Source organism: Streptodolium elevatio, from assembly GCF_053592165.1.
The window spans coordinates 1-23,938 of sequence record NZ_JBSFVE010000016.1; the positions used below are offsets into that span (position 1 = coordinate 1).

The 23,938-nt window shown below is 71.3% G+C and carries 19 protein-coding genes and 1 pseudogene; 10 read left to right on the forward strand and 10 right to left on the reverse strand.

The genetic code is table 11. The annotated features are described in order from the left end of the window. Positions 1–146: 146 nt before the first annotated feature. The gene (locus ACWD12_RS26585; protein ID WP_358361526.1) at positions 147–578 is read right to left on the reverse strand and encodes a PPOX class F420-dependent oxidoreductase; all 432 of its coding nucleotides are present in this window, start codon (positions 576–578) and stop codon (positions 147–149) included. Positions 579–626: 48 nt separating this feature from the next. Beyond that, positions 627–1,529 (reverse strand): NAD(P)-dependent oxidoreductase, encoded by a 903-nt coding sequence (locus ACWD12_RS26590; RefSeq protein ID WP_450101653.1) that lies wholly within the window; start codon positions 1,527–1,529, stop codon positions 627–629. Positions 1,530–1,613: 84 nt separating this feature from the next. On the opposite strand from ACWD12_RS26590, the gene ACWD12_RS26595 reads away from it, so the two are divergent. Next, positions 1,614–1,979 carry a MerR family transcriptional regulator gene (locus tag ACWD12_RS26595; RefSeq protein WP_358361533.1) on the forward strand — a complete coding sequence of 122 codons (366 nt, stop codon included), beginning with the start codon at positions 1,614–1,616 and terminating at the stop codon, positions 1,977–1,979. Between the two features lie 26 nt (positions 1,980–2,005). Here the strand turns inward: ACWD12_RS26595 and narI are convergent, their stop codons facing one another. The 4 genes from narI to ACWD12_RS26615 are packed head-to-tail and all read right to left on the reverse strand — an operon-like array spanning position 2,006 to position 8,995. Further along, a complete protein-coding gene (gene narI, locus ACWD12_RS26600; RefSeq protein WP_450101808.1) occupies positions 2,006–2,722 on the reverse strand; it encodes a respiratory nitrate reductase subunit gamma in 717 nt (238 codons plus the stop codon). Between the two features lie 17 nt (positions 2,723–2,739). Continuing rightward, the gene (narJ, locus tag ACWD12_RS26605; RefSeq protein ID WP_450101809.1) at positions 2,740–3,483 is read right to left on the reverse strand and encodes a nitrate reductase molybdenum cofactor assembly chaperone; all 744 of its coding nucleotides are present in this window, start codon (positions 3,481–3,483) and stop codon (positions 2,740–2,742) included. A gap of 5 nt (positions 3,484–3,488) precedes the next feature. Then, positions 3,489–5,276, reverse strand: coding sequence for a nitrate reductase subunit beta (gene narH / locus ACWD12_RS26610; RefSeq protein ID WP_450101654.1), 1,788 nt, complete (start codon positions 5,274–5,276; stop codon positions 3,489–3,491). After that, positions 5,276–8,995, reverse strand: a complete 3,720-nt coding sequence (locus ACWD12_RS26615) for a nitrate reductase subunit alpha (RefSeq protein ID WP_450101655.1) — start codon at positions 8,993–8,995, stop codon at positions 5,276–5,278. The genes narH and ACWD12_RS26615 overlap by 1 nt, the downstream gene beginning before the upstream one ends. 321 nt (positions 8,996–9,316) lie before the next feature. Between ACWD12_RS26615 and ACWD12_RS26620 the strand changes: the two genes are divergently transcribed. Both ACWD12_RS26620 and ACWD12_RS26625 read left to right on the forward strand, forming a co-directional pair. Beyond that, positions 9,317–10,138: a vWA domain-containing protein gene (locus ACWD12_RS26620; protein WP_358361541.1), complete on the forward strand. Its 822-nt coding sequence runs from the start codon at positions 9,317–9,319 to the stop codon at positions 10,136–10,138. A gap of 108 nt (positions 10,139–10,246) precedes the next feature. Then, the gene (locus ACWD12_RS26625) at positions 10,247–11,599 is read left to right on the forward strand and encodes a replication-associated recombination protein A (protein ID WP_358361543.1); all 1,353 of its coding nucleotides are present in this window, start codon (positions 10,247–10,249) and stop codon (positions 11,597–11,599) included. Positions 11,600–11,670: 71 nt separating this feature from the next. Here ACWD12_RS26625 and ACWD12_RS26630 read toward each other — a convergent pair whose 3' ends face one another. The 3 genes from ACWD12_RS26630 to ACWD12_RS26640 form a co-directional block, all read right to left on the reverse strand. Beyond that, positions 11,671–12,531 carry an MBL fold metallo-hydrolase gene (locus tag ACWD12_RS26630; protein WP_450101656.1) on the reverse strand — a complete coding sequence of 287 codons (861 nt, stop codon included), beginning with the start codon at positions 12,529–12,531 and terminating at the stop codon, positions 11,671–11,673. 327 nt (positions 12,532–12,858) lie between these two features. Further along, a complete protein-coding gene (locus ACWD12_RS26635) occupies positions 12,859–14,229 on the reverse strand; it encodes a threonine/serine exporter family protein (RefSeq protein WP_358361548.1) in 1,371 nt (456 codons plus the stop codon). A gap of 363 nt (positions 14,230–14,592) precedes the next feature. After that, the gene (locus ACWD12_RS26640; RefSeq protein WP_450101657.1) at positions 14,593–15,462 is read right to left on the reverse strand and encodes a DUF2470 domain-containing protein; all 870 of its coding nucleotides are present in this window, start codon (positions 15,460–15,462) and stop codon (positions 14,593–14,595) included. Between the two features lie 125 nt (positions 15,463–15,587). Between ACWD12_RS26640 and rpsD the strand changes: the two genes are divergently transcribed. The 7 genes and pseudogenes from rpsD (at position 15,588) to ACWD12_RS26675 (ending at position 22,781) form a co-directional block, all read left to right on the forward strand. Continuing rightward, positions 15,588–16,196: a 30S ribosomal protein S4 gene (rpsD, locus tag ACWD12_RS26645; protein WP_358361554.1), complete on the forward strand. Its 609-nt coding sequence runs from the start codon at positions 15,588–15,590 to the stop codon at positions 16,194–16,196. Between the two features lie 349 nt (positions 16,197–16,545). Further along, positions 16,546–16,974 carry a DUF948 domain-containing protein gene (locus tag ACWD12_RS26650; RefSeq protein WP_358361557.1) on the forward strand — a complete coding sequence of 143 codons (429 nt, stop codon included), beginning with the start codon at positions 16,546–16,548 and terminating at the stop codon, positions 16,972–16,974. A 1-nt stretch (position 16,975) separates the two neighbouring features. Further along, entirely contained in the window at positions 16,976–17,479 is a 504-nt protein-coding gene (locus ACWD12_RS26655; RefSeq protein ID WP_450101658.1) for a DUF6167 family protein, read from the forward strand. Further along, positions 17,479–20,148 carry an alanine--tRNA ligase gene (gene alaS, locus ACWD12_RS26660; RefSeq protein WP_450101659.1) on the forward strand — a complete coding sequence of 890 codons (2,670 nt, stop codon included), beginning with the start codon at positions 17,479–17,481 and terminating at the stop codon, positions 20,146–20,148. Before ACWD12_RS26655 ends, alaS begins: the two co-directional genes overlap by 1 nt. Before the next feature lie 83 nt (positions 20,149–20,231). Then, positions 20,232–20,675, forward strand: a pseudogene (gene ruvX, locus ACWD12_RS26665) (Holliday junction resolvase RuvX); the annotation flags it as partial. 130 nt (positions 20,676–20,805) lie between these two features. Then, complete coding sequence (gene mltG, locus ACWD12_RS26670) at positions 20,806–21,948, forward strand: endolytic transglycosylase MltG (protein WP_358361565.1); 1,143 nt, start codon at positions 20,806–20,808, stop codon at positions 21,946–21,948. Continuing rightward, positions 21,921–22,781 carry a shikimate dehydrogenase gene (locus ACWD12_RS26675; RefSeq protein ID WP_450101660.1) on the forward strand — a complete coding sequence of 287 codons (861 nt, stop codon included), beginning with the start codon at positions 21,921–21,923 and terminating at the stop codon, positions 22,779–22,781. Before mltG ends, ACWD12_RS26675 begins: the two co-directional genes overlap by 28 nt. Positions 22,782–22,973: 192 nt before the next feature. Here the strand turns inward: ACWD12_RS26675 and ACWD12_RS26680 are convergent, their stop codons facing one another. Then, complete coding sequence (locus ACWD12_RS26680; protein ID WP_450101661.1) at positions 22,974–23,747, reverse strand: hypothetical protein; 774 nt, start codon at positions 23,745–23,747, stop codon at positions 22,974–22,976. Positions 23,748–23,938 lie beyond the last annotated feature (191 nt).

Sequence of the window (23,938 nt, forward strand, 5' to 3'; positions counted from 1 at the left end):
GGCCGCGGGCCGGGGCCCCCCCCGTGTCTGGGGCCCCGGGGGGGGGGGGGGGCCGCCCCCCCCCCGCGCGGGGCCCCCCCGCGACAACACGGGCCGCCGGACCGGGAGTCGGGCACTTCGTCCCCCGGAGCGGCAGTGAATGGACGTCAGGCCACCGCGGAGCCGTACACGTGGTCGACCTTCATGGTCATCAGCACCCGGCGGTCGGACACCATGACCGACCGGTACTCGTCCCAGTCGGGGTGTTCCCCGGCGGCGCGGCGGTAGTAGTCGACCAGGGCCTCGACCTCCGGGCCGCCCGGATCGGTGCCGGGCCCGGTCAGGGTCACGGTGCCCTCGGCCGTCGCCCACTTCCAGCCGTCGGCGCTGGTGACCTCCAGGGCGGCCCTGGGGTCGCGACGCAGGTTGGCCGTCTTCGCCCGGCCTTCGGTCATCGACACGTACAGCAGGCCGGACTCCGGGTCGAAGAACGGCATGACCGGTGACAACTGGGGGCGGCCGTCGGACTTGATGGTCGCGAGCACACCGAGTCGGCTTTCCGCGAGCAGCGTGCGCGGGTTGAACGGTTCGGTCGTCATGTCAGAGCCAAGTCGTGGTCAGGGCCCGGCTATTCCGGGCCGGTTCGGTCAGGGCCGGATTTCGGCGGGCTTGCGGAGGATCTGGATCAGCGCGGCGTAGCCGCCGTCGCCGAGGCCTTCGGCCAGCGCCCGGTCGCCCAGGGACTTGGCCAGCTTCGGAAGCTCGGCGTTGACACCGAGGAACTCGCTTTCGTGGACCAGGTGTTCCATCGAGGCCACGTGGACGGCGAGGGAGGCGTCGGCGACGGGGAACGCGTTGTCGTCGATCTGCTTGGCGTATCCCGCCAGCCAGCCGCCCACGGTCTCCAGGCCCTTCTGCGCGACGGGGGCGAAGGCAGTGGCCTCGACGTTCGCCGTGCCGAGCAGCGCCGCGCCGTGCAGGAAGCCGTTGAGGATGCTCCACATCAGGCTCAGCGTGGCGGCCTCGTAGAGCGAGGCCAGGCCGTGGTCGGCGCCGAGGTAGGTCGCCTTGCCCGCGCCGAGCGCCCGCAGGGCCGCCCCGTGTTCCTCGAAGGCCGATGCCGGCCCGCTGTAGACGATGTCGGCCGCCTCGGTGCCGATCCCGTCGGGCGACGCCGGAATCGCGCCGTCGAGGTACGCCGCACCGTGCCGTGCCGCCCACGCAGCGGTGTCGCGGGCTTGCTGCGACGTACCCGAGGTCAGGTTCGCCAGGACCCGGCCGTCCAGGGTCCCGGCCAGCGGCTCGAGCAGTTCGTACATGGCGTCGTAGTCGGTCACGCACACCACGACCAGCGGGCTTGCGGCTATCGCCGCGGCGAGCGAGTCGGCCGGGACCGCGCCCTGGGCGACGAGGGGCGCGGTCTTCGCGGACGTGCGGTTCCACACGGTCGTGGGGTGCCCCGAGCGCAGGAACGTGGCCGCCAGCGCCTGGCCCATCAGCCCCAGGCCGACGACGGTGACGGGCGTCTTGGCGGTGTCGGGCGTCTGCATTTTTGCTCCTCGAAACGGGTCGGTGGGAAGCCTTGGAGGGATCTTCGACGTTCACACCGGTATGAAGGTCAAGGAGGGAGACACATGCTCATCGGGGAGCTGAGCCGGCGCACCGGCGTGCACGCGCACCAACTGCGCTACTACGAGGCTCAGGGGCTGTTGGAGCCGGGCCGGGGGACGAACGGCTATCGCGAGTACTCCGACGACGCCCTGGTGACGGTGACCCAGATCCGGGCGCTGCTGGAAGCCGGGCTCTCGACCGACGACATCCGCTACCTGCTGCCCTGCGCGTCGGGGGCCGGCCCCGACCTCGCCGCCTGCCCGGAGTTGCTGGACCTCCTGCGCGGGCGCCTCCAGGGCATCGAGGAGCGCATGGACGTCCTCGCACGGACCCGGCAGGCGCTCAGCGGCTACATCAACGCCACCGAACGGGCGTTGACGCCGAGCTGAGCCGGGCACCGAGCCACCGGAGCCGGTCAGGAGTCGACGCGGTCCCAGCCGCGGCGTGCGGGTCGTGCGGCCAACTGCTGCGGATCGCGGGAGCGGTAGACCAGGTACGGGCGGAACAGGTACTTCACCGGGGCGCTGAACGCGTGCACGAGGCGGGTGAACGGCAGCAGGGCGAACAGCACGAACGCCAGCACGGCGTGCACGTGGAACGCGAGCGGCGCCTCGGCCATCAGGTCGACGTCGGGCCGGAAGATGAACAGCGAGCGGAACCACGGCGACACGGTCTCGCGGTAGTTGTAGGTGTTCCCGAATCCGTTCTCGATCAGCGTGGTGGCGAGTCCGGCGAGGATCGTGGCCGCGAGCGCGACGTACATCAGCTTGTCGTTGCGCGTCGTGGCCAGGAACACCGGCCCGGTCGTGCGTCGGCGCCAGATGAGCAGGACGATGCCCACGACCGTGGCGAGGCCGGCGACGACGCCGAGCGACATCGCCAGGACGTGGTACACGTGTTCGCTCACGCCCACGGCATCGGTCCAGCCCTGCGGGATCAGCAGGCCCATCACGTGCCCGGCGAACACGAACAGCAGACCGTAGTGGAACAGGGGGCTGGCGATGCGCAGCAGGCGCGACTCGTACAACTCCGAGGAGCGCGTGGTCCATCCGAACTTGTCGTAGCGGTAGCGCCAGTACGTCCCGGCGATGAGCAACGCTGCGCTGACGTACGGGAGTACGCCCCACAGCATGACGTCGGCGGTGGATGTCACCGGGGTCCTCCCGTGACGGGGGTCGGGAACGGCAGGTCGACGACGCGGCCGCCGGGCGCGCTCGGCGGAGCGGGCATGTCCGGGGTTCCCGGCATCGGGCCGTACGGCTCCAGGCCGACGTCCTCGCGTGCCGGTCCGTTCGTCGCGAGTGCGCGGGCCTGGGCCTCGTCGGCCGGGGTCGGGCCCGGCAGGGTGGCGCAGACCGCGTCCAGGAGCAACGCGTACGGGGTGGCCGCCTCGGTGAGCGCGATCCGCAGGAGTTCGAGGCCGGCCCGGTGCTCGGCGAGCAGCCGGGTGCCCTCCCGCGGATCGCGGGCCGCGAACTCGAGGACCGCGGGCAGGAAGTCGGGGAGTTCGGCGGTGTCCGCCGACCCGTCGAACGACCAGCCGGCCGTCCGGTAGCGCTCCTTCAGCCGGACCAGGGCCATGCCGCGCCGGCGCGTGTCGCCGTCGGTCCACCAGGTCAGGTGGAGGCAGCGCCGGTTCTGCTGGTCGAACGTCGCGACGTAGTGCTCGGCGAGTTCGCGTTCGGGCGTCGCCGCGGCGCGCGACGCGAAGGCCAGGGCGGCGTCCCGGGAGGCGTGCGGCGGGAGCGAGGCGAGGGCCTCGACGATCAGTGGAAGGCGGTCGCGGAGGGCGGCGTCCGGGTAGTCGAGGAGGAGCGCGGAGGCCTGGCGTACGGCGGCGGTCTCCCGCGGGCCGGGAAGGGCGGCCGGGGACGCGTCCCCGAGGCGGCGCAGGCGTCTCACCGGGCCCCGCCTTCCGGCCCGGCAGGCCCGGCAGACCCGCCAGGCGTGGCAGCCTCGCCAGGCCCGCCAGGCCCGACACTTCCGCCAGGCCCGTCGCCGCCTGCCTCGGCACCGGCGCGTTCGCGGGCGCCGGCCGGGTCAGAGGCGGGGAACAGGCCGTCCGGACGCCCGTTGCCGTCCCAGTTCAGCAGGTTGACGCGCGTGCGTGCGGTGTCGGCGGGCGCGTCGGCGGTCGCCCGGTCGCGCAGCACGTGGAAGTTCTCGACCGATGCCGGGGCGAGGCGTCCGGAGGCCTCGCCGAACGGCCCCGAGCCGCCCATGCCCGGTCCGTCCGTGTAGTCGAGGCTGCACCCGTGGTCGAGCACGGACTCCTCCAGGGCCGCGGCGTCGCCGACCGCCGCGGTCGGAATCACGTACCGGTCCTCGTACTTCGCGATCGCCAGCAGCCGGTACATCTCCTCGATCTCCTCCGCCGTCATGCCGACCGCGGTGGCGATCGACGCGTCGGGCGGCTCGCCGAGGTTGGCGCGGCGCATGTGGGCGCGCATCGCGGCGAGTTTGCGCAGGCTCGCCTCCACCGGCCGTACGTCGCCCGCGGTGAACAGTTCGGCCAGGTACGCCACGGGGATCCGCAGCGTCTCGATCGCGCCGAACAGGTTCCCCTCGTCCTCGCCGTCGTGCCCGGTGGCCGCGAGGGCGTCCACGACCGGGGAGAGCGGCGGGATGTACCAGACCATCGGCATGGTGCGGTACTCCGGATGCAGCGGCAGCGCGATCCGGTAGTCCTTGATGAGCCGGTGCACCGGCGAACGGCGGGCGGCCTCCATCCAGTCGAACGGGATGCCCGCGCGCTCCGCCTCGCGCCCGACCTCCGGATCGTGCGGATCGAGGAAGACGTCCAACTGTGCCTCGTACAGCGCGTGTTCGTCGGGTGTAGCGGCCGCCGCAAGTACGGCGTCCGCGTCGTAGAGCATCACCCCGAGGTAGCGCAGCCGCCCCACACACGTCTCGGAGCACACGGTCGGCAGCCCGACTTCGAGCCGCGGGTAGCAGAGCGTGCACTTCTCGGCCTTGCCGGTGCGGTGGTTGAAGTAGACCTTCTTGTACGGGCACCCGGTCACGCACATGCGCCACCCGCGGCACTGGTCCTGGTCGACCAGCACGATGCCGTCCTCGGCGCGCTTGTACATCGCGCCCGACGGGCAGCTCGCGACACACGACGGGTTGAGGCAGTGCTCGCAGATGCGCGGCAGGTAGAACATGTAGGCCTGCTCGTACTGCAGCCGTACGTCGCGCGACACCTTGGCCAGCACGACGTCGTCGGCCCCGTGCTCCGGCATGCCGCCGAGGTTGTCGTCCCAGTTCGCCGACCACGTGATGTCGAGCTGCTTGCCGCTGATGAGCGACCGCGGCGCGGCCACCGGGAAGTCGGACCCGGCGGGCGCGTCGGTGAGGTTCTTGTAGTCGTATGTCCAGGGCTCGTAGTAGTCGCCGATGTTCGGCAGCACCGGGTTGCTGAAGATCGTGGCGAGCTTCTTGAACCGGCCCCCGGCCTTGAGCTTGAGCCGTCCGCGCGGGTTGAGCTCCCACCCGCCGCGCCAGCGCTCCTGGTCCTCGTGGCGGCGCGGATACCCCTGTCCCGGCCGGGTCTCCACGTTGTTGAACCAGGCGTACTCGACGCCGCCGCGGTTGGTCCACGCCTGCTTGCAGGTGACCGAGCAGGTATGGCAGCCGATGCACTTGTCGAGGTTCATGACCATGGCGATCTGGGCCATCAAGCGCATCAGTACCGCACCTCCTGGGAACGGCGGCGGATCACGGTGACCTCGTCGCGCTGGTTTCCGGTGGGGCCGAAGTAGTTGAACGCGAAGGACAGTTGCGCGTACCCGCCGATCAGGTGCGACGGCTTCAGCAGCAGACGGGTGAGGGAGTTGTGGATGCCGCCGCGGCGCCCGGTCGTCTCGCTCTTGGGCACCGCGATCGTGCGCTCCTGCGCGTGGTGCATGTAGACGGTGCCGGTCGGCATGCGGTGCGAGACGACCGCGCGCGCGACCACCACGCCGTTGCGGTTGACCGCCTCGATCCAGTCGTTGTCGCGTACGCCGATCGCCGCCGCGTCGTCGACTGACATCCACACCGTCTGCCCGCCGCGCGACAGCGACAGCATGAACAGGTTGTCCTGGTACTCGGAGTGGATCGACCACTTGTTGTGCGGCGTCAAGTACCGCACGGTCACCTGGCGTTCGCCGTCCGGGCCGATGCGTGGCTCGCCGAACAGCCGGTGCATGTCGAGCGGTGGACGGTAGACCGGCAGGCACTCGCCGAGTTCCTGCATCCAGTCGTGGTCGAGGAAGAAGTGCTGGCGCCCGGTCAGCGTGTGCCAGGGTTTCAGGCGCTCGACGTTGACCGTGAACGCCGTGTAGCGCCGCCCGCCGGTCTCGCTGCCGGACCATTCGGGGGAGGTGATGACGGGCACCGGCGCCGCCTGGGTCTCGGCGTACGTGATGCGCTTGCCCTCGTTGTCCCGTGCGAGGTCGGCGAGTTCCCGGCCGACGCGGCGTTCCAGCGTCTCGAACCCCTGCGCGGCCAGCCGCCCGTTGGTGGTGCCCGACAACGCGAGGATCGTGTCGCAGGCCTTGACCGCCGTGTCGAGCAGCGGGCGCCCGGCGGCGACACCGTACGCCGCCGGCGCGGCACCGTGGCGCGCGGTGAGGTCGGCGACCTCCTCGGACACGTCGAAGGTGACCCCTTTGGTCGCCACGCCGAGCTTGTCGACGAGCGGACCCAGCGTCGCCATCTTGGCCGCGACGGCGCCGTAGTCCCGTTCCACCACAGTCAGTTGCGGCATCGTCTTGCCGGGGATCGGCACCGCGTCGCCGGTACGCCAGTCCGGCACCGTGCCGCCGGGCTGCGCCACCTCCCCGGGGGTGTCGTGCAGCAGCGCGGTGGCGACCAGGTCGTGGCGTACGCCCAGATGGGTGGCGGCGAGCTCGGAGAACCGCCGCGCGAGGGCGTGGAACGCGTCGAAGTCGCTGCGTGCCTGCCAGGGCGGTCCGACGGCGGCGGTGAACGAGTGCACAAAGGGGTGCATGTCGGTCGAGGACAGGTCGGCCTTCTCGTACCACGTCGCGGCGGGCAGGACGATGTCCGACAGCAGCGTCGTCGACGTCATCCGGAAGTCCAGCGACAACAGCAGGTCGAGCTTGCCCTCGGGGGCTTCGTCGCGCCATTTCACGTCGCGCGGACGGGCGTTCGGCGGTGCCTCGGCCGCACGCAGGTTGTCGTGCGTGCCCAGCAGATGCCGCAGGAAGTACTCGTCGCCCTTGGCCGACGAGCCGAGCAGATTGGCGCGCCACACGGTCAGCACGCGCGGCCAGTTCTCCGGCGCGTCAGGGTCCTCGCAAGCGAACCCCAGGCGCCCGGAGGTGAGTTCGTCGACGACGTGGTCCGCGGGATCGCGTCCCGAAGCCATCGCCTCGTCGGCGAGGTCGAGTGGGTTGCGGTCGAACGTCGGGTAGGAGGGCATCCAGCCGAGCCGCGCGGACTGCGCCAGTACGTCCGCCGCGGTCATCCCCGCGAAGCGGCCCTCGCCCAGCGGGGACGCCAGCACGTCCGCGCCGAAGCCGTCGTACCGCCATTGGTCGGTGTTGAGGAACCAGTACGCCGTGCCGATCATCTGCCGGGGCGGGCGCCCCCAGTCGCCGGCGCCCGCGAGAGTCGCCCACCCGGTCACCGGGCGGCACTTCTCCTGGCCCACGTAGTGCGCCCAGCCGCCGCCGTTGCGGCCCTGGCAGCCGGTCAGCGCCAGCAGCGCGAGGAACGCGCGGTAGATCGTCTCGGAGTGGAACCAGTGGTTCGTGCCCGCGCCCATCAGGATCATGCAGCGGCCCTGCGACTTCTCGGCCGTGTCGGCGAACTCCCGGGCGATCTTGACGGCCCGGGCCGCGGGGACCGAGGTCAGCGACTCCTGCCAGGCGGGGGTGCCCGGCGCCTCGGCGTCGTCGTAGCCGCGCGGCCACGCCCCGGGCAGGCCTTCGCGGGCGACGCCGTACTGCGCCAGCAGCAGATCGAAGACGGTGGTGACCAGCGGCCCGCCCTCGCGCAGCCGCACGGCCGGGACGCCGCGCCGCAGCACGTCGCCCGAGCCGTCCGCGGTGTCGAAGCGCGGCAGATGGACCTCGACGCCCTCCGCGCGCTCGTCCTGATGGAAGGTCAGGCGCGGGGTGACCCCGCCCAGGTCGAGGTTCCAACGGCCTTCGGAGTCCGGTGCCCAGCGGTCGCCGAGCGTGCCGTTCGGCACGACCGGAGAGCCGGTGGCGTCGTCGACCAGGACCGTGCGCCACTCGGAGTGCGTGGCCGAGGCGTGCGCGCCGCCCAGGTCGCTCGCGCGCAGGAACTTGTCGGGCACCAGCCCGCCGTCCTTCTCACGGAGCGTCACCAGGAACGGCAGGTCGGTGTACGCGCGCACGTAGTCCGTGAAGAACGGCACCTGGCGCTCGACGAAGTACTCGCGCAGCAGCACGTGGCCCATCGCCATCGCCAACGCGCCGTCCGTCCCCGGATGCGGATGCAGCCATTCGTCGGCGAACTTGGCGTTGTCCGCGTAGTCGGGCGCGACCACCACGACCTTCTGGCCCCGGTAGCGCGCCTCCGCCATCCAGTGCGCGTCCGGCGTGCGCGTGACGGGCACGTTCGAGCCCCACATGATCAGGTACGCGGCGTCCCACCAGTCGCCCGACTCCGGGACGTCGGTCTGGTCGCCGAACACCTGCGGGGACGCCACCGGCAGGTCGGCATACCAGTCGTAGAAGGACAGCATGGGGGCGCCGATCAGCCCCATGAACCGGGCCCCGGCGGCGTGCGACACCATCGACATTGCCGGGATCGGCGAGAAGCCCGCCACCCGGTCCGGGCCCTGCGTCTTGATCGTGTGCACGTGCGTGGCGGCCGCGATCTCCATCGCCTCGTCCCACGAGACGCGCACCAACCCGCCCTTGCCGCGCGCCTGTTGGTAGCGGCGCCGGCGCTCCGGGTCGCCCACGACGTCGCCCCACGCGGCCACCGGGTCCCCGAGCCGGCCCTTCGCCTCCCGGTACATCTCGACGAGCACCCCGCGTGCGTACGGGTAGCGCACGCGCGTGGGGGAGTAGGTGTACCAGGAGAACGCGGCACCGCGCGGGCAGCCGCGCGGCTCGTACTCGGGGCGGTCCGGGCCGACCGACGGGTAGTCGGTGCCCTGGGTCTCCCACGTGATGATGCCGTCCTTGACGTACACCTTCCACCGGCAGGAGCCCGTGCAGTTGACGCCGTGCGTCGAGTTGACGACCTTGTCGTGGCTCCAGCGGTCGCGGTAGAAGACGTCGCCCGCGCGGCCTCCGGTCTTGTAGACCGAACGCAGGTCGTCGGACACGTCCGAACGGGTCAGGAAGCGCCCGGCTTTGAGTAGCGCGTCGACGGCGGGGCTGTCCAGTCCGGCCTGATCGCCGCGTACACCGTCGCCCACGCCGGCCTCCTCCGCCTGATGTCGGTCTGCCAGTCAAACTAGGGCAAAGGCCAGCAATACCGTTGTTTGTCCGCGTTGGATCCGCGTGTCGTGCGTCGGCCCAGGAGTTCCGTGCCCGACGCCGCACGGACCGCGAGGGAGAACCCCCGGCAGTCATAGGCCGGATCTGACAGCGTGGAAGCGGCAGAGCGGGCGGAAGCGGAATCATGGCCGGCACCGGAAGCGGGGCCTCGCCCGGCCGCCGCGGCAGTACTCGTACAGCAGTTCGTCGGCAGCCGCCGTCCTCCGGCGGCCGCGCCCGACCCAGGGGAGGCACACGACATGGTGTTCGGCTGGATCCGCCGCCTCAGGCAGACGCCCGCGGCACCGACGGCCCGACCGGCCGCGCCGACCGCACCGACCGCGCCCGCCGCGACGGTTCGTACCGGCAGCGGCTCGGCCGTGAGCCTCGACAAGATCGAGCGCACCGCGCCCGGCCTGGTCAGCCTCTACAAGGCCGCCGGCGTCAGCCTCGACAAGCACCGGCTGTCCGGGGTTCGGGCGGCGGTCTACCTGGTGCTCGACCGCTCGGGCAGCATGTCCGGGTTCTACCGCGACGGGAGTGTGCAGTCGCTGGCCGAGCGCGTGCTCGCGGCCGCGGCACACTTCGACGACGACGGCGTGGTGCCGGTGGTCTTCTTCGACAGCAAGGCCTACCAGGTCGAGGAGATCTCGCTGAGCGACTACCAGGGCCGCATCGCCGAGCTGCACGCCAAGCTGGGCCGCATGGGGACCACGAACTACGTCGCCGCCATGGAGGCGGTCATCCGCCACTACAAGGACTGCGGCGCCACCGACCCCGCGTACGTCGTGTTCCAGACGGACGGCTCGCCGGACAGCCCCAAGGCCGCGGAGAAGGCGATCTGCAAGGCGGCCAAGCTGCCGATCTTCTGGCAGTTCGTGGGCTTCGGCCGGGACAAGTTCCAGTTCCTCCACCGGCTCGACGACCTGCCCGCGCCGCAGTACCGGGTGGTCGACAACGCCGGGTTCTTCGAGGCGGGGGCCGACCCCAAGCGGATGAGCAACGAGAAGCTCTACGACCAGCTCATGATCGAGTTCCCGGAGTGGCTGCAGTCCGCCCGGGCCGCGGGCGTACTGCGCTGACCGGCCGGACCGCGCGGCGCGTCCACGCCGACCAACCGCCGACCGGTGACAGCAGACGGCTGACGGCTGACCGTCCGGTTGTCGGTACCTGCGGCTAGGGTCGTAGGCGTGGAACCCGATCTGTTCATCGCCGCCGCCGAGGAGCGGCAGAGCAAGGACCCGGCGCTCGCCCCGCTCGCGGTCCGCATGCGGCCGCGGGAGCTGGACGAGGTGGTCGGCCAGCAGCACCTGCTCGGCGACGGTTCCCCGCTGCGCCGCCTCGTGCGCGCCGGCAACGGCGTCACCGCGCCCTCCTCGGTGATCCTGTGGGGGCCGCCCGGCACCGGCAAGACGACGCTCGCGTACGTCGTCAGCCACGCCACCAAGCGCCGCTTCGTCGAACTGTCGGCGATCACCGCGGGCGTCAAAGAGGTCCGCACGGTCATCGAGGCCGCCCGCCGCGAGTCCGGCGCGCACGGCCGCGAGACGCTGCTGTTCCTCGACGAGATCCACCGGTTCTCCAAGGCCCAGCAGGACTCGCTGCTTCCGGCCGTCGAGAACAGGTGGGTGACGCTGATCGCGGCGACCACCGAGAACCCGTACTTCTCGATCATCAGCCCGCTGCTCTCCCGGTCACTGCTGCTGACCCTCGAGTCGCTGACCGAGGACGACATCCGCGACCTGGTCCGCCGGGCGCTCGCCGACGAGCGCGGCCTCGGCGGTGCCGTACACCTGGACCCGGACGCCGAGGACCACCTCGTGCGCATCGCCGGCGGCGACGCGCGGCGTGTTCTGACCGCGCTGGAGGCCGGCGCCGGATCGGCGATGGACCGGGGCGAGAAGTCGGTAACGCTTGCCACCCTCGAGGCGGCCGTCGACCGCGCCGCGGTCCGCTACGACCGCGACGGCGACCAGCACTACGACGTGGCGAGCGCCCTCATCAAGTCCATCCGCGGCTCGGACGTCGACGCCACCCTGCACTACCTGGCCCGCATGATCGACGCGGGGGAGGACCCGCGTTTCATCGCGCGGCGCCTGATGATCTCCGCGTCCGAGGACATCGGCCTGGCCGACCCCACGGCCCTCACCACCGCGGTCGCCGCCGCCCAGGCGGTCGCGCTGATCGGCTTCCCCGAGGCGCAACTGACGCTCGCCCACGCGGCGATCGCGCTGGCGCTGGCGCCCAAGTCCAATTCGGCGACGCTCGCGATCGGCGCCGCACTGGCCGACGTACGCGCGGGCCTGGCCGGCCCGGTGCCGCCGCACCTGCGTGACGGCCACTACAAGGGGGCCGCCAAACTCGGCCACGCGCAGGGTTACGTCTACCCGCACGACGTGCCGGGCGGCGTCGCCGAGCAGCAGTACGCGCCCGACACCGTGCACGGCAAGCGCTACTACCACCCGACGCGCTACGGCAACGAGGCGCGGTACGCCGACATCCTCGACCGCGTGCGCGGCAAGCTCGGCCACCCGGAGGAATGAGCCTCCCCGAGTGCCCGAGGCACGCGGTGCACTCGCGGCACACCGAGCAGGAAACGGATCGCCGAGCGGGGTCAGGGGCGTTCGACCACGAACTTCACGTCGCCGTCCGCGCGGGTGAGCCATCCGGCCGTCGGGGACGGGAAGTGCGTGCCGACGACCAGCGTCCCGGAGTCCGCGTAGCGGTCCACGAAGGCCCGCCGTGTCGCGATCGCGCCGGCGACGTCCTCGTCGGCCGCGCTCGGCACCTCGGGGGCGACGAACTGCACCGGGTGGTGCACCAGGTCACCGGTCACCACGGCACGTTCGCCGGCGGACTCGACGACCACCGCGACCTGGCCGGGCGTGTGCCCCGGCGCGGCCTCCAGGCGTACGCCGTCCGCCACTTCGTGGTCGGGGCCGACCAGGTCCACGAGCCCGGCCTCGAACACCGGCCGCAGCGTGTTGTCCAGATCGGCGCGGCCCACCGAGTCGGTGTCGACGGCGTTGCTCCAGAACTCCCACTCCGCGCGCGGGATGACGTAGCGGGCGTTCGGGAACGTCGGCACCCATGCCCCGTCGACCAAGTGGGTGTTCCAGCCGACGTGGTCGAAGTGGAGATGCGTGCACACGACGGCGTCGATCGTCTCGGCCGGGTAGCCGAGCCCCCTCAGCGTCTCCAACCACGCGGTCCGGAGCGGCGGCAGCTGCGGCAGGGTCACCCGGTCGTTGCCGATGCACGTGTCGACCAGGATGCGGTGGGTGCCGGTGTCCACCAGGATCGTCTGGATCGCCATCGTGAAGCTGCCGTCCGGCTCCGCGAAGTGCGGCGCGAGCCAGGGGTACCGGCCCAGGAGCCCGGTGTCGGACGAGCGCAGCGCGCCGGTCACCGTGACCGGGAACTCCATCTCGACGACCTTGTGCAGGACCGACGAACCGACGTGCCACGTTGCCATGACCGAAAACCCTCCCAGGGTGCGGGACCGGCCACCGGCTCCGCCGGCCGGTCGCCCGCCACACCTTCTCACTCACACGACTGTTTGAACACAGTCTTGTGATCGAGCGCTTGCGCACGGTAGAAACGACCACCGGGCGCCGTCCGTCTTCGCTCAAGGATTTCCAGGGGACGGCCGGGGGCGTACGGCGCCCGACTCACCCCCCAGCGTGCCGCGGGGGCCCGCAACGGCCCTCGCGGCCCGTCCATGCCGGGGACGTGCGTCCCGAAGGTACGTCAGATCCGTCAGATCCGTCAGGTAAGGCGACGTTCTCGTCGGACCTTGCGGTCAGAACCCGCGGGTGCGCTTCGCCGCCGCACGCTTCTCGCGGCCGCCGCGCTGCGGCGCGGGCAGCACGAACCGCGCGACCTCGCTCCCCAGGTTCACGCCTACCGCCAGCGCGAGCGCGAGTCCCGCCGCGTTGACCAGGCCCGCCCAGCCCCGGTCGGTGTGCCCGAGCGCGAGACCCAACATGCCCTGGTACATGGCGCTGCCCGGAAGCAGCGGGCCGATCGCCGGGATCACGTAGGGGAGCGCGGACGTACGGCCCGCGCGGGCCAGGAGTTGGCCGAGGAGCCCGACCACGCCGGTGGCCACGACCGTCGCGAGGATCGGCGCCGCGCCGCCGATGCGCAGCACCTCGAAGATGGACCAGCTCACCGCGCCGCCGGCCGCCGCGATCGGCAGCACGTGGTTGCGGACCTGCACCAGGACCGCGAACGTGAGGGACAGCCCGGCCGCCGCGAGGAGTTGCACCGGCGGGTTCGACTCGGGGAAGAACGATCCTTCGACGTCGAGGTCCACGCCCAGCTGGTTGCCGACGTACAGCATTATGGCGACGCCGCAGATGATGCCGATGATGAGGTAGAAGACCTCCAGGAGGCGGGCCGAGGCGGTGATGTAGAAGCCGGTCAGGCCGTCCTGGACCGCGGCGACGAGCGCACGTCCGGGCAGCAGGGCGAACAGCCCCCCGGTCACGACCGCGTACGGCTGCACCCCGAAGTCCGCCTTGATGAGCCCCACCGCGATCGCGGCCGCCGGCATCGCGGCCAGCACGAACTGGTAGAACTCCGGGACGCCGCGCTTGGCCAGCCCCTGCGCCAGGCTGTCGCCGACCACGGCCGCGAAGAACGCCGCGCACGCGACGACCGGCCCACCGCCGACCAGCACGCTCGCGGTCGCCGCCACCAGCCCGGTGGCCACCAGCACCAGCCAGGTCGGGTACGGGTGCCGGTTGCGGCGGATGTCGACGAGCCGGTGGTACGCGTCCTCGAGCGTCACCTCGCCGGTGGTGATGTCCTCGACGAGCCGGTGCGCCGCGTCCAGGCGCGTGTAGTCGGTCGCGCGGCGCCGGACCACGCGCTCGCTGGTGACCGGCGCGTCCACCAGGGACGGCTGGTAGGAGAGCGTGATGACGGTGAACGTGACGTTGGGTGTGCAGCGTTCCAGGCCGTAGGCGTCGGTGACGCCGAGCATCGCGGCCTCGACGTCCTCGCCCGCCTCGCCGCTCGCGAGCAGCAGTTCGCCGGTGCGCAGCGCGAGGTCGAGGACGCGCGGCACCGAGACGCTCGGCTCGCTCTTCTCCGGCGCGTCGATGCCGAGCGTCGAGCTGAACCGCAGCCGGGTGCGGAGCCGGTCCTGCCAGGGAAGCGTGGACAACGGCGGCGGGTGCCACGGCAGCCGTGTCCCGGATCGCCCGGACCGCCGGGCGGGGGGCGACGTCGCCGCGCCCTCCTGGGCGGGTGCGGCCGACGTGCTCCGGGGGTCGCGGGGATCCTCCGTGCCGCCGGCGGTGTCGGGTCGCCCGGCGCGATCGACCACCGCGTCCGTCCTTCCTGCTGATCGGTCGTGCCCCTCCACAGTGCCTCATGGAGGAGCCATCTCCTCAATCGGAAGATGACGGCACGCCGAAGGTCAATCTCGCAGCAAGAATGCAGAAGCGGTCAAAAACTCTCAACTTGGCCACAAGAGGCGGCAAACACGACCGGGAGTGTGCCTGCCGACCATGTACGCGGCGGGCGCCTACGCGCAGTCGGACTCGGCCGAGCGCGGGCCTTGGAAGAGCGCCCGCAACGCGTCGCCGAGCGCCGCCGGGTCACCGACGGGAGCGTCGAACTCGAACCGCACATCGCGCGTACGCGTCGGCCCGCTGCACCGCAGGCGCAGTCCGAACCGGTCCAGCGCGACGGGCGCCACGCGCTCGCCCTCGTCGCTCGCGCCCGTCATCCGGCACAGGTGCTCGAGCTCGCCACCGTGCGAGGCGTCCAGGTGCTGCAGGAGTTCGGTCTCGTGCTCCGCGAGCGGGTCGGGCGAGGCCTCCTCGTACTCGTCGGGCTCGACGTGCTCGGCGCCCCACAGGTCGTCGACCAGGACCTCGCCGGGCTCCAGGCGCACGACCGCGCCGGAGCGCGCACCGTCGAACGCCAGCAGCGCCGGGTCACGTGTCGCGGCGGCCAGGCGGCCGCGTGCGCGGGCCAGTTCGGCGCCGGTCGGCGCGCTCAGCCATCCGGCGATCCAGCAGTGCGCGCGCACCCGGTGCGGCACCGCGACGGGCGCCACGTCCACCACGTGCAGCACGGCGGCGACGTCGTCGCGGGCGGTCAGCACCGCGGCGCCGACCTCGGGCGGCAGCAGGAGCAGGACCGAGCCGTCGGCCTCCACGGTGCGGGCCTCCGGAACAACCTGCTCGTCGCCGATGTTTCCGGGGAGTTCGACGACCGCGGAGGCGGCGTACGCGGCGAGCGTGCGCGCCCGGGACGCGGCGTCCGGGTGGGTGCCGCGGGGCACGGTCCGCCCGGCGCACCGCCCGGCGTCGGAGACCGGGGTGTCGGTGGCGGAACTGTCGGCGGAGGTGTCGGCGGTCGTGTCGGCGGCGTCGGTGGCCCGGGGCATGTGTCCTCCAGCGGTTGTGTGCCGATCGTGCACCCCGGACTTCCCCTCGAGGCATCGTCGACGTTAAGGTTAGGCTTACCTAAGAAGGCCGCGGCTGGCAAGTACCCACCGATTCGGAGGATCCGTTGAACCAGGCCCGCCCCAAGGTCAAGCGCAGCCGAGCGCTCGGCGTCGCGCTGACCCCGAAAGCCCAGCGCTACCTGGAGAACCGCCCGTACCCTCCGGGGGAGCATGGCCGCGGCCGCAAGCAGGCGTCGGACTACAAGGTGCGCCTGCTGGAGAAGCAGAAGCTCCGCGCGCAGTACGACATCAACGAGACGCAGATGCGTGCCGCCTTCGACACCGCGCACAAGCACCAGGGCAAGACCGGCGACGAGATGGTCATCTCCCTCGAACGCCGTCTGGACGCCTTCGTGCTGCGCGCCGGATTCGCGCGCACCATCTACCAGGCCCGCCAGATGGTCAGCCACGGCCACTTCGAGGTCAACGGCGGCAAGGTCGACCGGCCCAGCTACAAGCTGCGCCCCGAGGACGTCGTCGGCGTGCGCGAACGCAGCCGTGAGAAGCCGCTGTTCCAGGTCGTGCGGGCAGGTGGCTTCGCCGCCGAGACCACGCCCAAGTACATCGAGGTGAACCTGCCGGCGCTGGTCGCCCGGCTCGACCGGCTGCCGCAGCGCCGGGAGATCCCGGTGATCTGCGACGAGCAGCTCGTGGTCGAGTACTACTCGCGCTGACCCCCGCACGCCCGGACCAAAAGAGGGCCCCGCTCCGGATCGGAGCGGGGCCCTCTCGTTCCCCCGCGACTGCGGGGCAACCCTCACGCCTACCAACGAGCGTCCCGACCCGAGGTCACGCCCGTACGAGAGCCGATGACCGGCGAACATCGGGGAACGAGCCGCCGCGCGCGAGGTCACGCCCGGTCCGTGCACTGCACCCCGCCCGGCCGGTAGTGTCGGGCGACCATCCCGCTACGGCGCGGTAGGGTCGGGGCTTCCGGGGTCGCCCGAGCGGCTGTGTCCCAGGTGACGCCCTCTCAGCTTGTCGTCCGCCGTTGTCTTTCGGCCATTGAAGGAGCGCATCAAGGTGTCGGGTGGCGAAGTCGCGCTGATGATCATCGCGACGTTCTGGGCGATTCTCGTCGCCTTCCTCGCGCTGGTGCTGGTGAAGCTGGTCAAGGTGCTCAAGGAGGCCACCCGCCTGGTCTCCGACATCGCCGACCGCACACCGCCCCTGCTGGATGAGATGACCGACGCCGTCCGCGCGACCAACGCGCAGCTGGCCCGTGTCGACCAAATCGCCGGGAACGTGCAGACGATGTCGACGAACGCCACCGCGTTGTCCTCGACCGTGGCCGCCACCCTCGGCGGCCCGCTGGTCAAGACCGCGGCGTTCTCGTACGGCGTGCGCCGTGCCCTGTCCGCCCAGCAACGCGCCGAATTCGCCAAGCGCGTACGCTCCACCGCCAGGGCGGAGCGCATCGCCCGCCAGCGCGCCGCGCGCGGGAGGTCATGACATGGCACGGCTGTTCTGGATGGCCGTCGGTGCGGGCGCGGGCATGTGGGCCGCACGCAAGGTGAAGGACAAGGCGGCGAAGTACACCCCCGAGGGAGTCGCCGACAACGTCACCGGAATCGGCGACGCCATCCGCTACTTCGCCGACGAGGTACGCGCCGGCATGGCCGAGCGCGAGTCCGAGCTCTACCGCGCGATCGGCGCCGACGTGACGGCGGCCGCGGCGCCTCCCGTCCTCCCCGGACCCCAGGTGCTGCCCGGCCGCCACCAGATGCGGGCGCTGCCCGCGGCCCGCGCGCCGTACCGTGGACAGGATGCGTACGGCCGGGACGTCTACGACGCCTACGAGTACGACGAGGCCGCCTACGACGGCTACGACGCATACGACAGGCACGACAACCAACAGGGCTTCCGCCTCGGCCTCGCCCGCGGCGCAGCTCCCGCACCGACACCGCGCGAACAACGCCGCGGTCGCGCCAGGTACGACCGGAAGGACCGACGCTGATGGATTCCGCAGAGATCCGTAGCCGCTGGCTGCGCTTCTTCGAGGAGCGCGGACATACCGTCGTGCCGTCCGCGTCGCTGGTCGCCGACGACCCGACGCTGCTCCTGGTGAACGCCGGCATGGTGCCGTTCAAGCCGTACTTCCTCGGCGAGGTCAAGCCGCCGTACCCGCGCGCGACCAGCGTTCAGAAGTGTGTGCGCACCCTCGACATCGACGAGGTCGGCAAGACCACCCGGCACGGGTCGTTCTTCCAGATGTGCGGCAACTTCTCGTTCGGCGACTACTTCAAGGAGCGGGCGATCACGCTCGCCTGGGAGTTGCTGACCAGCCCCGTCGCGGACGGCGGCTACGGCCTGGAGCCCGAGAAGCTCTGGATCACCGTCTACCTCGACGACGACGAGGCCGAGTCGATCTGGCGCGACAAGATCGGCGTGCCCGCGGAGCGCATCCAGCGCCTGGGCAAGAAGGACAACTTCTGGTCGATGGGCGTGCCCGGACCGTGCGGCCCGTGCTCGGAGATCAACTACGACCGCGGCCCGGAGTACGGCGAGGAGGGCGGCCCCGCCGTCAACGGCGAGCGCTACCTGGAGATCTGGAACCTGGTCTTCATGCAGTACATCCGCGGCGCGGGCATCGGCAAGGACGACTTCGAGATCCTCGGCGACCTGCCCGCGAAGAGCGTCGACACCGGCCTCGGCCTCGAACGCCTCGCGTGCATCCTCCAAGGTGTCGACAACCTGTACGAGATCGACACCTCGCGCATGATCCTCGACCGCGCCGCCGAGCTGACCGGCCACCGCTACGGCGGCGACCTCAGGTCGGACGTCTCGCTGCGCGTCATCGCCGACCACGTGCGCACCGCGGTCATGCTCATCGGCGACGGCGTGGTGCCCGGCAACGAGGGCCGCGGGTACGTGCTGCGCCGCATGATGCGCCGCGCGATCCGCAACATGCGGCTGCTCGGCGCCCAGGGCCCCACGCTCAGCGAGCTGGTCGCCACGACCATCGACGCGATGGGCCCGCAGTACCCCGAACTGGTCGCCGACGCCAAGCGCATCGACTCGGTCGCCGTCGCCGAGGAGGCCCGCTTCCTCGACAAGATCGTCACCGGCACCTCGATCCTGGACGGCGAGATCGGCAAGGCGAAGGCCGCCGGCGCCACGACGCTCCCGGGCACCGCGGCGTTCGCGCTGCACGACACCCACGGCTTCCCCATCGACCTCACCCTGGAGATGGCGGCCGAGCAGGGCCTCGAGGTCGACGAGGACGGCTTCCGCCGCCTGATGGCCGAGCAGAAGCAGCGGGCCAAGGAGGACGCGCGGGCCAAGAAGCACGGCCACGCCGACGTGTCCGCGTACCGCGAGGTCGCCGACGCCTCCGGGGCCACCCAGTTCACCGGCTACCTCCTCAACGAGGGCGAGGCGACTGTCGTCGGCCTCCTCGTCGACGGCGTGTCCGCACCCGCCGCGCACGAAGGCGACGAGGTCGAGGTCGTCCTCGACCGCACCCCCTTCTACGCCGAGGGCGGCGGCCAGCTCGCCGACACCGGGCGCATCCGTATCGAGGGCGGCGCCGTCGTCGAGGTCCGCGACGTGCAGCAGCCGGTGCCGGGGGTCAGCGTGCACCGCGGCACCGTGCAGGTCGGCGAGATCACCGTCGGGTCGCCCGCGTTCGCGAGCATCGACCTCGACCGCCGCCGCGCCATCGCCCGCGCGCACAGCGCCACCCACCTGACCCACCAGGCGCTGCGCGACGCGCTCGGCCCGACCGCCGCGCAGGCCGGCTCGGAGAACGCGCCCGGCCGCTTCCGGTTCGACTTCGGCGCCCCCGCCGCGGTCCCCGGCGGCGTCCTGACCGACGTCGAGCAGAAGATCAACGAGGTCCTGGCCCGCGACCTGGACGTCATGGCCGAGGTCATGAGCATGGACGAGGCGCGCAAGCAGGGCGCCACCGCCATGTTCGGCGAGAAGTACGGCGACGAGGTCCGCGTCGTCACGATCGGCGACTACTCCAAGGAACTGTGCGGCGGCACGCACGTGCACAACACCGCGCAGCTCGGCCTGGTCAAGCTGCTCGGCGAGTCGTCGATCGGTGCGGGGGTGCGCCGGGTGGAGGCGCTCGTCGGCGTCGACGCGTACCGCTTCCTGGCCCGCGAGCACACGATCGTCAACCAGCTCACCGACGTTGTGAAGGGCCGTCCCGAGGAACTGCCCGAGCGCGTCTCGTCGATCGTCGCCAAGCTCCGCGAGGCGGAGAAGGAGATCGACCGGATGCGCGCGGCCCAGGTGCTGCAGGCGTCCGCGAGCCTGGCCGAGCAGGCGTCCGACGTGCACGGCGTCGCGCTGGTCGCGCACCGGGTGGCCGACGGGACGTCGACCGACGACCTGCGCAAGCTCGCGCTCGACGTACGGCAGCGGCTCAACGCCCGCCCGGCCGTCGTCGCCGTGGTCTCGGTGGTGAACAACAAGCCCATGGTGGTCGTGGCGACCAACGAGACCGCGCGCGAGCGCGGCGTCAAGGCCGGCGAACTGGTGCGCACCGCGGCCAAGGCGCTCGGCGGGGGCGGCGGCGGCAAGGACGACGTCGCGCAAGGCGGCGGGCAGAACCCCGCCGCCGTCGAGGACGCCCTCGCCGCGGTGGCGCGCACGGTCGCCGAACGGGCGGCCTAGTTGGGGACCCGGATGGGGGGACGCGGCGCGGTCCACGGCACTGCGCGGTGTCCCCGGTCCCCGGTGCCTTTGGGGAGGCACCGGTGAGGCGAGGAGTACGCATCGCCGTCGATGTCGGCGACGTCCGCGTGGGCGTCGCCGCCAGTGACCCGCACGGCCTGGTCGCGACCCCGGTCGAGACGGTCAAGGCGGGGCGCGGCGACATCGCCCGCATCGCGGCGCTGGTCGCCGAGCGCGAGGCCGTCGAGGTGATCGTCGGCCTGCCGCGCTCGTTGTCCGGCCGGGAGGGGCCCGCGGCCGCGAAGGTGCGTGCCTTCGCGTCCCGGTTGGCCGCCGCGATTGCTCCGGTCGGCGTACGACTTGTCGACGAGCGGCTGACGACCGTGACCGCGACGCGAGATCTGCGCGCCTCGGGGGTACGCGGCAAAAAGGCCCGTACCGTCGTGGACCAGGCAGCGGCGGTCGTCATCCTGCAGAACGCGCTCGAAACGGAGAGGACTTCGGGACTCCCACCCGGCCAGGCGGTTCCTGGTACAACCAGTCCTACTGGTGATACCAGTAGCACCGGAACCACCGAACCGTCCTCGGGCGGCGAGTCCGCCCGAGACGCATCCCTGCCCGCGGCCCACGGCCCGACCCAGGCGGAGACCACCCCAGATGAGTGACCTCGGACTGACGATGGACACGGAGCCGCGCAGTCGGCGCCGGGGCAAAAACGGAGGTTCGCGCGGACGCCGCAAGGAGAAGCGCGGACGCAGCGGCTGTGCCGTCTTCATCGCCTTCGCCGTCGTGATCGGCCTTCTGCTGACCGGCGGGTGGTTCGCGTACGGCTTCGTGAAGGACCGTTTCGGCCCCCCGCCGGACTACTCCGGGGCCGGCGTCGAGGGTTCGTCCGTCGTGGTCGTCGTCAAGCCGGGGTGGGTCGCGTCGCAGATCGGCAACGAGCTGAAGCGCGCCAAGGTGGTCAAGAGCGTCGACGCCTTCACCAAGGCGTACACCGGGGACAAGCAGCAGCGGAACATCGAGGCCAGTGCGTATGTGCTCAAGGAGCACATGTCGGCGAAGTCGGCCTTCGAGTTCATGGTCAACCGCGCCAACCGGCAGAACATCACGCCGGGCGAGGGGCTGCGGGCGAGCAAGGTGCTCGACATCGTCGCCAAGAAGCTGAACGTCCCGTTCGCCGATGTCGAGGCCGCGTCGAAGGACCCCGCGCTAGGACTGCCCGAATGGGCGGGCGGCAACATCGAGGGCTTCCTCTGGCCGGCGCAGTACGCGGCGGCGCCGGGGATGAAGCCGATCGACGTACTCAAGGACATGGTCAACACGTCCAAGAACAAGTACGCGACGATGAAACTCGAGGAAAAGGCCGCGGCGGTCGGCAAGTCGCCCTACGACATACTGAAGATGGCCAGCATCATCCAGGCGGAGGTGCGCAACACCGAGGACATGACCAAAGTCTCCGAGGTCATCTACAACCGGTTGAACAAGAACATGTCGCTCGGCATGGACTCGACTGTCAACTACGTCCTCAACAAGAGCGCGCTCCAGCTCACCGCCGCGGAACTCAACACCGACAGCCCCTACAACACGCGCATAAAGAAGGGGCTTCCGCCGACGCCGATCAACAACCCGGGCGAGAAGGCGATCATCGCGGCGCTCTCGCCGACCCAGGGCAAGCTGCTCTACTTCGTGACGGTCAACCCGGACACCGGCGAGACCAAGTTCTCGGACAACCAGACGCAGTTCAACAAGGACGTTAAGGAACTCGAGCAGTGGCACAAGGACAACCCGGGCAGGTAGCAACGGCTGCGGGGGTCCATCGGGCCGCTGTACTCGGCTCCCCGATCACGCATTCGCTCTCGCCGGTCCTGCACCGGGCGGCGTACGCGGCGCTCGGACTCGCGGACTGGTCGTACGACGCGTTCGACGTCGACGAAGCCGGACTCCCGGACTTCGTCGGGGGATTGGACGCGTCGTGGGCCGGGCTCTCGCTGACCATGCCGCTCAAGCGGGCGATCCTGCCGCTGCTGGACGAGGTCTCGGAGACCGCGTCGGCGGTCGACGCCGTGAACACGGTCCTCATCGACCCGGAGGGCCGGCGCGTCGGGCACAACACCGATGTGCCGGGCCTGGTCGAGGCGTTGCGCGAACGCGGGGTCCACCGGGTCGAATCGGCGGCGGTGTTCGGCGCGGGCGCCACCGCCACTTCCGCGCTCGCGGCACTGGCCACCGTCTGTGACGGCCCGGTGCGGGCGTACGTCCGAGGCGCGGTGCGCGCACACGAGATGTTCGAGTCGGGGGAGCGCCTGGGCGTCGAGATCCTAGTCCGCCCGTGGGAAGACGCCCACAAGGGCCTCGACTTCCCGCTCGTGATCTCCACGACGCCCAAAGGCGCGACCGACCATCTCGTCGACAGCGTCGCGTCCGCCCCCGGCGTGCTGTTCGACGTCGTCTACGACCCGTGGCCCACGGCTCTGGCGGCGGCCTGGTCGAAGGCGGGCGGTCCGGTGGTCGGCGGGCTCGACCTCCTGCTCCACCAAGCCGTGCTCCAGGTGGAACTGATGACGGGGTACCCCGGCCCCCTGGCCGAAATGCGCGCGGCAGGAGAGGCCGCCTTGGCGGCGCGCACCTGATCGGGGCGCGTCGCACGAGATGCGTCGCACGAGGTAGGTCACGCGAGGTAGGTCACGCGTGACGAACCGGCGGGGCCCTTCCTGGCGGGACAACGCCTTTTGCTGCCGCGGTTGCCACCCATGGTCGGAGGCCAACCCCGGAATTCGGTGGGCAGGCGGAGAACTTGTGGTGCGCGCCCACGCACCCGATGCTCAGACCAGCTTCTTCTGGGCTTCGACGAGCAGCGCGAGCTGGAGTTCGAGCAGCTCGTCCGAAACGGCGAGCGGGGGCGCGGCCTTCGCGTCGACGACAGTGTCGATCGACATGGCCTGGACCGCCGCGGTGCCACTGCGCACCATGACCACCGGAATCAGGCTCTTGCGCGCGCCCTGCGCCCGAGTGAAGTCGATGCGGATGGTCGCGTCCCCCAGGGTGGCGCCGGTGCCTGCGGTGGCGGTGTAGTCGATCCTGGAGCCGTTCTTGTTGGTGCCGGAGAACTGGCCGCACTTCGGCAGCGCCGCGGCGGCGTCGACGAAGAGCTTCTCGACCTTGCCCGGGCCGAACTGGCCGATGCCCATGTTGATTTGACCAGGGACGTCGGCCTTGGTGATGGTGATGGCGGCTTTTGCGTCCGGCTGCAACGACGGCTCGGGGGCGACCAGGTCGAGGAGCGGCTGACACTCGGGATTGTCGGCCTTCTCGGGCGATGCGGGAGCGGGCTCCCGGTCGTTCGCCAAGATCTGCCAGCCGCGTACGCCGGTGAGGCGCGCGGCTTTGAGTTCGCCCTCGGTCAACGCGGTACGCGGCGGGCTCTTGCTGGTGGCCGGCGCGGAAGCACCTCCTGAAGCGCCGGGGCCCGTATGGCTTCCGGCATTTGGCGGCGCGGTCTCCTTTTTCCCGTTCGTCTGGCCCGAGCCGCACGCGGCGGTGAACCCGAGCAGGGGCAGGGCGACCGCGAGTGCGGCGAAACGGGCGTGAAGGCGCATGAAACGGCGTTCCTTTCAAGGCGGTTCGGGCTCGACCTGGCGGTCTGACCTCACACGCTCGCCACCCGGCCCTACGCACGGCAAGGGGGTAGTCCGTCAACTGCACGGGTCCTCGGAGCAGGCCGGTCCGAGCAGCGCGCCGTCCGCCGTGGGGCGGCCGCCTTGACGGGGTCGTGTTTGGTGGGGGTTTT